At 48.5% G+C, this 12,966-nt stretch carries 11 protein-coding genes; 2 read left to right on the top strand and 9 right to left on the bottom strand.

Annotation, left to right across the window (positions count from 1 at the left end; translation table 11 throughout):
• Nucleotides 1–207: 207 nt before the first annotated feature.
• The gene (locus AZF00_RS07235; RefSeq protein WP_008247415.1) at nucleotides 208–543 is read left to right on the top strand and encodes a hypothetical protein; all 336 of its coding nucleotides are present in this window, start codon (nucleotides 208–210) and stop codon (nucleotides 541–543) included.
• Between the two features lie 20 nt (nucleotides 544–563).
• Here AZF00_RS07235 and mazG read toward each other — a convergent pair whose 3' ends face one another.
• The 3 genes from mazG to cysM are packed head-to-tail and all read right to left on the bottom strand — an operon-like array spanning nucleotide 564 to nucleotide 4,557.
• Nucleotides 564–1,373 (bottom strand): nucleoside triphosphate pyrophosphohydrolase, encoded by an 810-nt coding sequence (mazG, locus tag AZF00_RS07230; RefSeq protein WP_008247413.1) that lies wholly within the window; start codon nucleotides 1,371–1,373, stop codon nucleotides 564–566.
• Between the two features lie 2 nt (nucleotides 1,374–1,375).
• Complete coding sequence (gene relA, locus AZF00_RS07225; RefSeq protein WP_008247410.1) at nucleotides 1,376–3,613, bottom strand: GTP diphosphokinase; 2,238 nt, start codon at nucleotides 3,611–3,613, stop codon at nucleotides 1,376–1,378.
• Nucleotides 3,614–3,651: 38 nt separating this feature from the next.
• The gene (gene cysM, locus AZF00_RS07220; protein WP_008247408.1) at nucleotides 3,652–4,557 is read right to left on the bottom strand and encodes a cysteine synthase CysM; all 906 of its coding nucleotides are present in this window, start codon (nucleotides 4,555–4,557) and stop codon (nucleotides 3,652–3,654) included.
• A 289-nt stretch (nucleotides 4,558–4,846) separates the two neighbouring features.
• Here cysM and AZF00_RS07215 point away from each other — a divergent pair, with 289 nt between their 5' ends.
• Complete coding sequence (locus AZF00_RS07215) at nucleotides 4,847–7,354, top strand: ATP-binding protein (protein ID WP_197465724.1); 2,508 nt, start codon at nucleotides 4,847–4,849, stop codon at nucleotides 7,352–7,354.
• 7 nt (nucleotides 7,355–7,361) lie between these two features.
• Here the strand turns inward: AZF00_RS07215 and recO are convergent, their stop codons facing one another.
• From recO to lepA, 6 genes are read right to left on the bottom strand one after another with little or no spacing between them, the layout of a single operon-like run.
• Nucleotides 7,362–8,078 (bottom strand): DNA repair protein RecO, encoded by a 717-nt coding sequence (recO, locus tag AZF00_RS07210; protein WP_008247405.1) that lies wholly within the window; start codon nucleotides 8,076–8,078, stop codon nucleotides 7,362–7,364.
• Between the two features lie 3 nt (nucleotides 8,079–8,081).
• Entirely contained in the window at nucleotides 8,082–9,011 is a 930-nt protein-coding gene (gene era / locus AZF00_RS07205; RefSeq protein WP_008247403.1) for a GTPase Era, read from the bottom strand.
• Nucleotides 9,008–9,685: a ribonuclease III gene (rnc, locus tag AZF00_RS07200; RefSeq protein WP_008247402.1), complete on the bottom strand. Its 678-nt coding sequence runs from the start codon at nucleotides 9,683–9,685 to the stop codon at nucleotides 9,008–9,010. Before rnc ends, era begins: the two co-directional genes overlap by 4 nt.
• Before the next feature lie 2 nt (nucleotides 9,686–9,687).
• Nucleotides 9,688–10,059: a DUF4845 domain-containing protein gene (locus AZF00_RS07195; RefSeq protein WP_008247385.1), complete on the bottom strand. Its 372-nt coding sequence runs from the start codon at nucleotides 10,057–10,059 to the stop codon at nucleotides 9,688–9,690.
• A 14-nt stretch (nucleotides 10,060–10,073) separates the two neighbouring features.
• Nucleotides 10,074–11,129, bottom strand: a complete 1,056-nt coding sequence (gene lepB / locus AZF00_RS07190; RefSeq protein WP_008247383.1) for a signal peptidase I — start codon at nucleotides 11,127–11,129, stop codon at nucleotides 10,074–10,076.
• A 14-nt stretch (nucleotides 11,130–11,143) separates the two neighbouring features.
• The gene (gene lepA / locus AZF00_RS07185; protein ID WP_008247381.1) at nucleotides 11,144–12,943 is read right to left on the bottom strand and encodes a translation elongation factor 4; all 1,800 of its coding nucleotides are present in this window, start codon (nucleotides 12,941–12,943) and stop codon (nucleotides 11,144–11,146) included.
• Between the last annotated feature and the right edge of the window lie 23 nt (nucleotides 12,944–12,966).

Raw genomic sequence — 12,966 nt, 5'->3', positions numbered from 1 at the left:
AAAACCGACCACACTGGGCAATCCATCTACAACCATCAAGATAATTTGCGCGGTGACTGTGTAAAACGACAGTTATACAAAAAAGAGTTCCCTAACAATAAGGAATAGTATTTACAACGATAATGCTAGTAAAAACACCCCTCTCGTAGGTATTATTTATTTACGGGTGGCTATTTTTTGCTGCCCCTGGATGACAGGTACCGCATTATGAAAGTACGAGAATTGTTATCTCTTTGGGAAGAAACCGCCAGCGGCACACTAACCGCTGACTGCTATGAGGTTCGCCTATCCATAAAAGACGCCGCACGGTTAAATGCTTTGGCTGAGCTTTTCCCGCGCCGAAACATAGAGGAGTTAATCACCGATTTGTTAAGTGCAGCCCTTGATGAGATGGAAAGCGTTATGCCGTACCGACAAGGCACTAAGGTAGTTGCCACTGACGAGCAAGGCGACCCCTTGTACGAAGACGTTGGCCCCACTCCCCGCTACCTCTCGTTAACTGAAAAACACCTTAACCGCTACAAACATCAAGAGAGCCATTAAGCTCAACGCAGGTCTTTTCTCTAAAGACCTGCCGCTTTTGCCTCATTCCAAAACAATTCCATTTGCGAATTATGCTGGCCCTTAGCCGCGATAACCCCCGTTTCCTCACAGCGCTGTTCAACGAAACGAAACCGCCGCTCGAATTTAGCACAGGCACCGCGAGTCACTGCCTCAGCGTCCAAATTAAGGTGGCGCGCCACATTCACAGCAGAAAACAGTACGTCCCCCATCTCATCGGCAATTTGCTTAGGATTAGCCGCGCCAATGGCCTCTTCCAGCTCGTCTATTTCAGCTCGAAATGCACTGATGACTTGCTGTAATTCCTGCCAGTCAAACCCCTGCTGTGCGGCTCTTTTTTGTAGTTTGGATGCTCGTGTTAGGCCCGGCAATGCCTGGGGCACATCGTCCATAGCGCTGTGCTGAGACTTTTGTTCGCGCTCTTGTTGCTTTATCTCTTCCCAACGCGCCTTAATGGCCTCGTCGGCCGGCGCATCAATTTTACGCTCGGAATTCAACTCTCCGCTCGGAAACACGTGGGGGTGGCGTCGCAACAGCTTAGCGACAATCCCGTCTACCACTTCAGCAAAACTAAACTGGGCGGATTCCGCCGCAAGCTGGCTGTAAAACACAATCTGGAATAAGACATCACCCAGCTCTTGGCGAATTTGATCGCTGTCACCTTGTTCAATAGCGTCAACTAGCTCATATACTTCTTCAAGCGTGTGAGGCACCACACTGGTGAATGTTTGCTTTAAATCCCAAGGACAGCCGGTCTCCGGATTCCGCAGTCTCGCCATTAAATACTGCAAATCACTAATAGTATAAGCCACAATCAGTTCTCTCTAATTCGGCGCACAGCCACAACGTTAGGCAAGCCGTTAAGTCGATTGAATAAATCGGACAAGGTCGCAAGGTCGCGAATTTCCAAGCGAATATTCATCGTGGCCATGTGGTTGGCCTTATCGGTAACCGTGCTCATGGACAGAACATTGACTTTCTCGGTGGCCAATTGCGAAGTAATATCCCGCAGCAAACCCTGTCGGTCATAGGCCTCCAGCTCAATGTCCACAGGGTAGGTTTCAATCTGAGTATCTGCCCAGTCCACCGCGATAATGCGTTGGGGCTCTACACTTTGTAACTGCAATAGCTTTTTACAATCTTGTAAATGCACACTCACCCCTCGGCCAACGGTGATATAACCCGCTATCGCTTCACCGGGCAGAGGCTTGCAACACTGAGCAAAATTAGTCAGTAAGTTGCCCACCCCACTAATACGTATCTGACTACCGTCGCTACTTTTGGCACTAGGCGCCCGCAATCTAAGGGCCGCTTGCGGGTTGTCCTCTTCCCTACCCGCCAAATTATGGGCGGCTTTAATTAACTGGAAAGTGCTAATTTCACCAGCACCTACCGACGCATACATATCTTCGACACTTGCGCAGTGCATTAGATCAGCAAGGTATTTGTAATCAATGCTGTTCAAGGCCAAGCGCTTGAATTCTTTTTCCAACAAGGCGCGACCGGCGAGAATATTGTCTTCTTTTGCCTGTAATCGAAACCAATGCTGAACCTTGGTTCGCGCCCGCGATGTTTTGAGGTAGCCCAAGTTACTTTGCAGCCAATCTCGACGGGGCTCACTGTCTTTACCCGTTAAAATTTCGACTCGTTCACCCGTCTTTAAGGTGTAGGTGAGCGGCACAATCCGGCCATTTACCTTGGCGCCGCGGCAACAATTCCCCACCTCAGTGTGGATATGGTAGGCAAAATCTAATGGGGTCGCGCCGTTTTGCAAGTTGACCACATGGCCGTCTGGGGTAAAAACGTATACACGATCTTGGGTATGGGTAAATTGCTCGGCAACATCGCTGCTGCTGCCACTCTCCTCGTGCCAGTCGAGGACCTGACGCAGCCATGCGATTTTTTCGTCATAGCTATTACTACTTTTTGCACTTTTATCGGCGCCCTTATACATCCAGTGCGAACACACACCAAATTCCGCTTCCTCGTGCATGGCCCGGGTACGAATTTGTATTTCCAGCACTTTGCCATCGGGTCCAATAACCGCCGTGTGCAAGGAGCGATAGCCATTTTCCTTGGGGTTGGCAATATAGTCGTCAAACTCATTGGGAATATTACGCCAAAGGCCGTGCACTAAGCCTAATGCGGCATAGCATGACTTTGTATCCGGGACTAATACGCGAACAGCACGTATATCGTATACTTGGGAAAAACCGATTCCCTTGCGCTGCATTTTTCGCCAAATACTGTAAATATGTTTCGCTCGCCCAGCAATATCGGCCTGGATATTGTCTGCAGCTAATGCCTCTTCCAACATCGTTATGGCATGTTCAATATAATGCTGACGGTCTAAGCGTTTCTCATCCAGAAGTTTGGCAATTTTTTTATAGGCCAAGGGCTGCAGATAGCGAAACGAAAGGTCTTCCAGCTCCCATTTAATGTGCCCAATTCCAAGACGATGTGCTAGCGGCGCATAGATATCCGCCACTTCTCTAGCAACTCGGTAGCGCTTTTCTGGTTTGTTTTTTACAGCTCTTATTGCCGAGGTGCGCTCGGCAAGCTTAATAAGCGCTACGCGGACATCGTCAACCAGTGCTACCAGCATTTTGCGGATGGTTTCACTTTGCGCCTCGGACTGACCAAGCACCGGGGCGTCTAATTCAGCGTTGACCCGCGAAATCGCCGCCATGCCCAAGACACCATCTACCAATTTTGCGACGGAGCGACCAAAATCTCGCTCCAACGCCGACATACTTAGGCGGCTTTCACGCACAGCCCTAAATAGGGTTGCCGCAATCAAACTATCTTGATCCAAGTGTAAATCAGCGAGAATTTCGACCATTTCTAGCGCTGTAAAAAAGCTACTTAGCCCTTCGGCCTTTGGCGCCTGCTCAGGCGCCGGCAATGCCGCACACGCCTCTGCAACCGCAAGTGCCCGCTGTAATTCAGCGCTATCAACAACCTGGCTATCCATCGGCAGCCGAGCAATCCAGCTCACTACATCCACTCGGCCATCGTCGAGGAGTGGAAAATCTTCCCTTACTTTAACCATGGATTCCCACCCTACGCAGTTCGAACACTGCCGTGTCTCTAGTTGGCCAAGGCGGCATCGAACACACCCGTTGACAAGTACCGATCACCTCGGTCACATACAATTGCTACGATAATCGCATTTTCAAGATTTTCACTGATTCTCAAGGCGCCAGCCACTGCGCCTCCCGAGGACACACCGCAAAAAATACCCTCTTGCGCCGCGAGCGCGCGCATTGTGTTCTCCGCCGTCACTTGGTCCATATCAATAACCCGATCAACTCGCGCAGAGTCATAGATACTAGGCAAATATGCCTCGGGCCAACGCCGAATACCCGGAATACTTGAACTGCCATCTGGCTGTAAACCTATGACTTCAATACTGGGATTTTTCTCCTTTAAATAGCGAGATACACCCATTATGGTGCCCGTGGTGCCCATGGAGCTTACAAAGTGGGTAATGCGGCCGTCTGTTTGCTGCCAGATTTCCGGGCCAGTACTGTCGTAATGAGCTTTGGGGTTATCAATATTAGAGAACTGGTCCAAGACCTTGCCCTTACCTGCCGCTTGCATCTCCAGCGCCAAATCCCTGGCCCCTTCCATCCCCGAGGTTTGGGATACCTCAACGAGCTTGGCGCCGTAGGCCGCCATTGCCAGTTTACGCTCTACGCTCATATGGCTGGGCATGATAAGAATCATCTTATAGCCCTTTATTGCCGCTGCCATGGCCAGCGCGATGCCAGTATTGCCGCTGGTGGCCTCGATTAGCGTATCACCGGGTACAATATCTCCGCGCTGTTCGGCATGTTCAATCATACTCAGCGCGGGACGATCTTTAACTGAACCAGCCGGGTTATTACCTTCGAGCTTGACCAAAATCGTATTGCTCGTATTGCCCGGCAAACGCTGTAACCGTACTAAGGGCGTGTTACCTATATACTGATCAATCGTTGGAAACGCTTTCATATGGGAATTCAAACCTCTAAACACCGCTGACGTCTGCGTTAGCAAGCCAGCTAAAGTACACATTGCCGATTACGTCATTGCAGCGTTGGTTTCTCTGCACAATAATAGCAGCGGTCGTATTTTTCGGTCATGATAATACCACTCCAACCCCAGAAGGCTCCACCAAGCAATGCCTAGGCGCTTAGGAATCCGAAAACTAATCTTGATTATGGGCTTACTGCCCGTACTGACACTATCTCTTGGTCTCAGTACCTATCTTATGTACAGCCAAATTCAAGAGTTGCGCAACATGATGACCGCGCGCGCAAAGACCTCGATTGAGCACCTCGCGATTATTGCCGAACATATGCTGGCATCAGATCATGGCGAGTCTTTACAACAAATTGCCACGGCCGCGCTTGAGGAGCAAGCCGTTAGAGCCGTGGGAATTTACAACGCTAAATTACAGCGTGTCGCCCAAGCTGGCCCTAGATCAAACTTGCCTGACGAACAAATAGTGCAAGGCAGCGCCACTGCGCAACTGTATTTTGAAAAAGACGGCCTTTTTATTCTGCAACCCATATTTAGCCCCGCCGACCATGACGTGGCACCCTTAGGCTGGGTGGGGATGCAATTTAACTGGCAGCAACTTGAAATTCAGCAATACCAAACCCTACTTATTGGCACAGTATTTTTAATCTGCTCCATTATTATTTGCATCCTGCTGTGTAGCTATATCAATCAACTGTTAACCAGAGACTTAAACACTCTGCGCCAGACCGTGAGACGGATGGCCACCGGCCCCAAAAATTTCCACGCACACATTCCGGGCAATGATGAATTCAGTGAAATTGCCGAAGAGCTAAACCTGCTCAATAATGCCCAGCAAAACGAGCTACAGGAACTGCAGCGAAATATTGAACAAAGCAATACCGATTTACGAGAGACCCTAGAAACCGTTGAAGTTCAAAATATCGAACTGGACCTAGCAAGACGTGAAGCGGTCAATGCTAGCCGGATTAAATCGGAGTTTTTAGCCAATACCAGCCACGAAATTCGCACGCCACTCAATGGCATCATTGGGTTTAGCAATATTTTGCTGAAATCAGAGCTGGAAATTCGTCAGCGTGAAGCAATTGAAACCATCAATAGTTCGGCCAATAGTCTGTTAACCATTATTAATGACATTTTGGACTTTTCAAAGCTCGAAGCGGGCAAATTGGTGCTCGATAGCGCGCCAGTCAATCTCCGCGAGCTTATTGAAGATACCTTACAAATTCTCGCCCCTGGCGCCACGGATAAATCGCTAGAATTGATTCTAACGATCCAGCAAGGATGCCCCAAAACCGTATTAGCTGACGCCCTACGTTTAAAGCAAATCCTGACTAACCTAATTAATAATGCCATTAAATTCACACAGGCTGGCCATATTCTAATAAACGTTCTGAGCAGTGACCACAACGAGCAACATGCCGCAGTTACTATCCAAGTCAGCGATACCGGAATTGGCCTATCCAAAGAACAGCAAAAGAAAATATTTAAAGATTTTGCTCAAGCCGACGCGTCAATAACCCGTCAATACGGTGGCACTGGACTAGGACTGGTCATTGTCAAAGGCTTAATTGAACAAATGGGCGGTGAAATCGGTATCGAAAGCGAGCTGGGGCAAGGTACTACATTCTGGTTTACAATCAACTTCCCGATTGCCCACAATGCTATTAAATTACGCGATTTCACCACACTTAAGAATAAATCTCTTGAGCTATATGACCCGAGTCCATTGCATGCAAACTCGCTCAAGATGCTTTTCAATAGCTGGGGTTTGGTCGTTCGTCATTACAATAATATTGATCATGTGCAGGCCGACGCCGATTACCTCGTTATTTGTGTTAACAACCATGATGAACGCGCAGGGAATTTTATAACGCGCCTAAATAGCTCGGCCATTATCCTCAGCCCCTTCACGCATGACCCTGACGAGAGTGACCAGCATTACTATCTGAGCAAGCCCATCTCGCATATTAAATTATTTGACGCACTCAACCGGGGAGTAAAGGCTGCCCCGCGCAGTAAAGCGTCCTCCTATTCTAATATCAGTATTTTAGCGGTAGATGACAATCCCTCAAACCTACATATTTTAGATCGATTCTTAAGCGATTTAGGTGTCACCACGACCAGCGCCAAAGACGGCAGCGAGGCTGTCGAGCAGTGCACAAAGCAGCGCTTTGATCTTATTTTTATGGACATTCAAATGCCCAAAATGGACGGCATAGAAACTAGCCGCCGCATTCGCGCCAATGGCCTAAACCGAGAAACGCCCATCATCGCGCTCTCAGCCTATCTGTCGCCGGAAAATCCATTGCAACTGCGGGAAGCAGGTATTAACGATTACCTCAGCAAGCCGGTTACCGAGCATCAACTCGATGAACTTCTTCATAACTATTTAGTGGAAGCAAACCAAGTTGAAGTACCGCGACCGGTAGATATCTCGCAATGCTTAAAATTGAGTAAGGGGCGGCCAGCTCTTGCGGCAGAAATGCTTGGCATGCTTTTGGAATGTTTACTCAACAGTAAAAATGAGCTTATAGCTGCCCAGCAGCACAATGACCTTAGCAGTCTCACAGAAGTAAACCACAGCCTCAAAGGCGCCTGCTGCTACACTGGCACACCCATTTTACACCGCCGTGTTATCGAGCTTGAAAAGGCGCTTGAGAATAACGAAGAAATTAATAACGCGGTTGTTAATGTCATCGCCGCTATCGACGAATTATTACAATGGCAAGATCAACACGAACTCAGTGCCGTATTCGAAAGCTAAAACGCACTTACTCCACTTTTACCGCGGCCGTAAATAGCGCGCGACTGCGCAGCGGTTTACTTCCAAGCAAACCATGCAGCGCTAATCTACTGAGCCGTTTTGCAGCCAGCTGCGCGTCACCACTAAAATCCCCGCTAGCCAGCTGTAACAGGACCTCGCCGGAAAATCGCGACGTCGTTACCTCTTCGTCGGCCAAGATTAAACCTTCGTCGGGGTGAAAAATATAAAATCTATCAGGACTAAATGCCTGGCCAGAACGATTGCAGTGGGTAAAATTTAATCCGTAGCCCAGCTTTTCCAATAAGCCAAACTCAAAACGCCGAAGACTTTCTTCGAGCTCAACACCGCCAATAAGCCGCGTCAAACATTGGGTATACAATACAAAAATGTCGGCTTGAGGGTCATGTTGATGCAGGAGGCGCTCAAGCAGCTCATTAACATACAAACCACAAAACAAGGCTCTGCCCTGTAAGCAGTAGCTTGCCTGATGCTGTACGTCGAGAAGGGATTTTAACTCACTTCGCCCCTGCCAACTGACTGACACCAAGTTAAAAGCCTGCAGATTCGCTCGCCAGGACTGCCTCGACTTACCACCGCCACGCAAACCCTTAGCAACGCAGGTGAAACGGCCGTAATTAGGGCTAAAGAAATTAACAAGGGCGCTAGTATCGCGGTATGGTCGAATATGCAGAACAAAACACGCTTCGCCATCAACGCGATTCATAGCTTACTTCAAATTAATATCGGTATAGCCTAGGCTACGTAAAGCACGCTCGTCGTCTGACCAGCCAGACTTCACTTTAACCCACAGGCGCAGCATGACTTTATTGTCAAAAGCGCGCTCCATGTCTTTACGGGCCTCAGTACCGATTTGACGAAGGCGACTACCACCCTCACCGATAATGATCTTTTTCTGACCGTCGCGCTCCACCAGAATCAATGCGCTGATCTCGAGTAAACGCGGAGACTCGCTAAACTCTTCAATTTCTACGGTCATTGAGTAGGGAATTTCCTCCCCCAACTGACGCATAATCTTTTCCCGCACCAACTCTGCCGCCAAAAAGCGCTCGCTGCGGTTGGTTATTTGATCCTCAGGATACATATGGTCGTTTTCAGGCAAGAAGCGCGCGATCACCTTTTCCAACTCTTCGCGATTATGGCCCTGCAATGCAGACACAGGCACGACATCCGCAAATTTGTATTTGCTCTGTAATTCGCTAATTAATGGCAGCAGCTGGCCTTTGTCGTCCAGTCGATCTACCTTATTAATAACCAGAACGACGGGGCTGCGCGCATTTTCGAGAATTCTTAACACCATCTCGTCGTCGTCGGTCCAGCGATCTCGATCGACCAAGAATAGGATCAAATCAACATCTTTAATCGCCGCACTCGCGGTTTTATTCATGTAGCGATTTAGGGCCTTCTCTTCTTTTAAGTGCATCCCTGGAGTATCGACATAAATCGCTTGGACCTCACCTTCAGTCTTAATGCCCAAAACCTGATGACGTGTAGTCTGGGGTTTGCGCGAGGTAATACTGAGCTTCTGCCCGAGAATATGGTTAAGCAAAGTCGATTTACCGACATTGGGACGACCAATAATGGCCACAAAGCCGCAGCGCTGTGGTCCCAACTGTGTATCTTCTCCACTCGAACTCATTCTATTTCCTTTAATGCCAACAACACCTTTTCGGCGGCGGCTTGTTCAGCTTTACGACGACTACTTCCAGAGGCGGAAACAGACGATTTTAATAGGCTAATTGAGCAGGACACAATAAAGGTCTGCTGATGATCAGCACCAGCGGTTTCAACCAGCTGGTAATCTGGCAAAGGTTGCTTACGCCCTTGTAAAAATTCCTGCAAGCGCGTTTTCGGGTCTTTATGGCTGACCTCGGGATTCAGAGATGCTAATCGAGGTGCAAACCACGCTAACACTCTTTCGCGACACACTTCAAAGCCAGATTCTAAATAAATCGCACCAATAAGTGCCTCAACCGCATCAGCTAGTGTTGAGGCTCGGCGCTGCCCGCCGCTGTTCTTTTCACCAGCGCCCAGGCGTAAGAAACGACCTAATTCAAATTCTACGGCGACCGTAGCCAAGGTCTTGCCACTGACAAGTAGCGAGCGAATTCGACTTAAATCACCCTCATCGACATCCGGAAAACGAAGATACAAGGCTTCAGCAATAATCATATTAAGTAGCGAGTCACCTAAAAATTCGACTCGCTCATTATTCACCGCGCTAAAGCTGCGATGGGTCATTGCCATCGTCAGTAACTCGCTATCCTTAAAATGATAGCCAATTTTCTGGCAAACTTCGTCTAAACTAGCCAAACTCAAGTCCGAGGCACAAGAAACTGAGCGTCGTCAAAGTGCACCACGGCGTCAACATTGAACATAATGGGTACCCTTTTCTCATATCGAGCATCGATGATAATGCCTGTTTTATCGCTGCTAATTTTAATGTCTTTCAAGTCTACTGACTCTACCCGGTTAGTGATGAACCGGTTCGACAGCTCTCTTCTAACCGAGGCCGGCGTCGCATCGCTGGTGCGAGATTCTTCCGTTATATCCGTAATAATACGGCTGAGCGTCCAATAATCCAGGTAGATTGGCGCCAAGCGTACGGCCAGAGTGGCAAAAAACAAGACCACGCCCAACACGCACAGCGCGGAGAGCATACTCATACCTTGCTGTTTTGCTTTCATGACTATTTCCTATATTAGCGTATGCGGCCTACGCGACTAAAACTGGGTAAATCATTGAAGGACTGCCAATGCATCCATATAGCAAAGGCCTGACCGACAATGTTTTGCTCCGGCACCTGCCCCCACACTCGACTATCGCTGCTATTGTCACGATTATCACCCATCATAAAGTAATGACCAGGTTTAACGGTGGTGACAAAGTCACCACGATAAATTCGCTTATCGTGGTGCACTAAATGGTCAACATTATCCAATTGCTCTTTAATAACTTGAGTAATTGGCTGCAGCGGCGGCACTTCGGCCAGCACAGTTTGCTGCACTAGCTCATCATTAATATAGAGCTGTTTGTTGATATAGCGAATTTCATCGCCGGGTAACCCAATTACCCGCTTAATAAAGTATCGCTTATCATTTGGCGGGAAAAACACCATTACGTCGCCACGTTTTGGTTCCCCAACCTCAAAAATTTTGGTGCCCAACACCGGCAAACGCAAACCGTAGTTGAATTTATTTACCAGTATGTAATCCCCCACCTCCAAACTCGGCACCATCGATGCAGACGGAATTTGAAAGGGTTCAATCACAAAAGAGCGCAACACCAAAACCACTAAAAGTACCGGAAAGAATGACCGTGCGTTTTCAGCAATCGGCAAGGGTCCAGCAAATTCATTTTTAAGTGAATCTTGGTCTTTTTTAATAAAATAGGTGATATAGACCGCGACGTTGCCGGCGCTGACATAGGCTTGACGAGCCTTTTCAAAGACAAAGCGGTCAAGCCCACCAATGATGCCGGCGATTATCGTTAACACCACTAAGGCTAAGGCAAAGTCCCCGTCCTTAATCAGCACCACACTGGCAATCCACACAAACCAGCCCAGCAAGACCAGCCGATAGCTCCACTCGATCCAGCCGGGCAACGCCTGTTGACGCAAAGTAGCCGCATCGCTGGCGGTGCGCTTTTCTGAACACCACTGCAAGGCCTGCTGCATCTGGCGGCGGCCTTTCACTTCTTGGACTAACCATACGACTAAAGAAAGCGCCGCAACCGAGATTAGAATCAAATTTACCATGCGGCTAGTTTCCTTTAACCATCAATATTGAGCACAGCCAAAAACGCTGACTGGGGGATTTCAACATTACCCACCTGCTTCATGCGCTTTTTGCCCGCTTTTTGTTTTTCTAACAGCTTGCGCTTACGCGACACGTCACCACCGTAGCATTTTGCGGTCACGTTTTTACGCAAAGCCTTGACCGTTTGCCGAGCAATAACTTGGCCGCCAATCGCCGCTTGAATCGCCACATCGAACATTTGCCGCGGAATCAATTCCTGCATCTTTTCAACCAATGCGCGGCCTCGGCTTTGGGCGATATCCCGATGAACAATCATGGCTAGCGCGTCAACGCGATCGCCGTTAATCAATATATCCAATTTAACAAGATTAGCAGCCTCGAATCGCTCAAAACTATAATCTAATGAGGCAAAACCACGGCTCACCGATTTTAAACGGTCAAAAAAGTCGAGTACAACCTCACTCATCGGAATTTCCCAATTAAGTGACACTTGCTGCCCTAAAAACTGCATATCTTTTTGAACGCCGCGTTTCGAGGCACACAAACTAATGACGTTACCTAAATGCTCTTGAGGCACAAGAATATTCACACGCGCAATGGGCTCCCGAGTCTCTTCTAGCTCACCAGGGTCAGGCATAGATGAGGGGTTATCGACCATTACGATCTGGCCATTTTTCTTTAGCACTTCATAGATAACGGTCGGCGCAGTGGTAATTAGGTCTAAATCATATTCCCGCTCAAGACGCTCTTGAATGATTTCCATATGCAAGGTGCCAAGGAAACCGCAGCGGAAGCCGAAACCCAATGCATCGGAGCTCTCGGGCTCATAAAACAAAGAGGCGTCGTTTAAAGTCAATTTGCTCAGGGCATCACGAAAATCTTCGTAATCCTCGGTCGACACCGTAAATAGACCGGCATAAACCTGTGGCTTTACCTTTTTAAAACCCGGTAAAGCAGGCACATTGGGGGTGGAGGCATGGGTAAAGGTATCCCCTACCGGTGCGCCGAGAATATCTTTAATACCGGCGATAATAAATCCTACTTCACCGGCTTTCAGAATCCCTGTAGACGTTTGTTTAGGTGTAAATATACCAACTACATCAACAATCTGCGGCTTACCCAGGGTTTTGCTAATGATTTTATCACCGCGTTTGAGGGTGCCATTTTTCACTCTAACAAGAGACACCACACCTTGGTAATTATCAAACCATGAGTCGATGATGAGTGCTTGCAGGGGAGCTTCAGTATCGCCGACGGGCGGCGGTATCTTAGCCACCAAATGCTCCAGCGCTTCGTGGATGCCCATTCCCGACTTTGCCGATACCGGCACAGCCTCTGACGCATCAACCCCAATGATTTCTTCAATTTCATGTTTTACTTTATCGGGGTCGGCCTGGGGCAGATCCATTTTATTAAGAATTGGCAAGACCTCGAGGCCCTGCTCTATCGCGGTATAACAGTTCGCTACCGACTGGGCTTCCACGCCCTGCGCCGCATCGACGACCAGCAGCGCACCCTCACAAGCCGCCAAGGAGCGCGAAACCTCATACGAGAAGTCGACGTGACCAGGTGTGTCAATGAAGTTGAGCTGGTAGGTTTTACCATCGTCAGCCAAGTAATTTAAGGTTACCGACTGGGCTTTTATCGTAATCCCCCGCTCCCGTTCAATATCCATTGAATCGAGGACCTGAGCGGACATTTCACGCTCGGTTAATCCACCACAGGTTTGTATAAAACGATCCGCTAAGGTCGATTTACCATGGTCAATGTGGGCGATAATAGAGAAATTACGAATCAAATCGAGACTAGACACGCTCGCTTTATACCTCAGGGCAA

The sequence above is a fragment of the Zhongshania aliphaticivorans genome (genome assembly GCF_001586255.1).
In the GTDB taxonomy this organism is placed as follows: domain Bacteria; phylum Pseudomonadota; class Gammaproteobacteria; order Pseudomonadales; family Spongiibacteraceae; genus Spongiibacter; species Spongiibacter aliphaticivorans.
The sequence above is the reverse complement of the archived record's forward strand: the minus strand, read 5'-3'. Positions and strand labels throughout refer to the sequence as shown.

What these genes read in the sequence shown, in the direction of transcription:
- AZF00_RS07235 (WP_008247415.1), top strand. Translation starts at nt 208, where the DNA reads ATGAAAGTACGAGAATTGTTATCTCTTTGGGAAGAAACCGCCAGCGGC.
- relA (WP_008247410.1), bottom strand. Translation starts at nt 3,613, where the DNA reads ATGGTTAAAGTAAGGGAAGATTTTCCACTCCTCGACGATGGCCGAGTG.
- cysM (WP_008247408.1), bottom strand. Translation starts at nt 4,557, where the DNA reads ATGAAAGCGTTTCCAACGATTGATCAGTATATAGGTAACACGCCCTTA.
- AZF00_RS07215 (WP_197465724.1), top strand. Translation starts at nt 4,847, where the DNA reads ATGATGACCGCGCGCGCAAAGACCTCGATTGAGCACCTCGCGATTATT.
- recO (WP_008247405.1), bottom strand. Translation starts at nt 8,078, where the DNA reads ATGAATCGCGTTGATGGCGAAGCGTGTTTTGTTCTGCATATTCGACCA.
- era (WP_008247403.1), bottom strand. Translation starts at nt 9,011, where the DNA reads ATGAGTTCGAGTGGAGAAGATACACAGTTGGGACCACAGCGCTGCGGC.
- AZF00_RS07195 (WP_008247385.1), bottom strand. Translation starts at nt 10,059, where the DNA reads ATGAAAGCAAAACAGCAAGGTATGAGTATGCTCTCCGCGCTGTGCGTG.
- lepB (WP_008247383.1), bottom strand. Translation starts at nt 11,129, where the DNA reads ATGGTAAATTTGATTCTAATCTCGGTTGCGGCGCTTTCTTTAGTCGTA.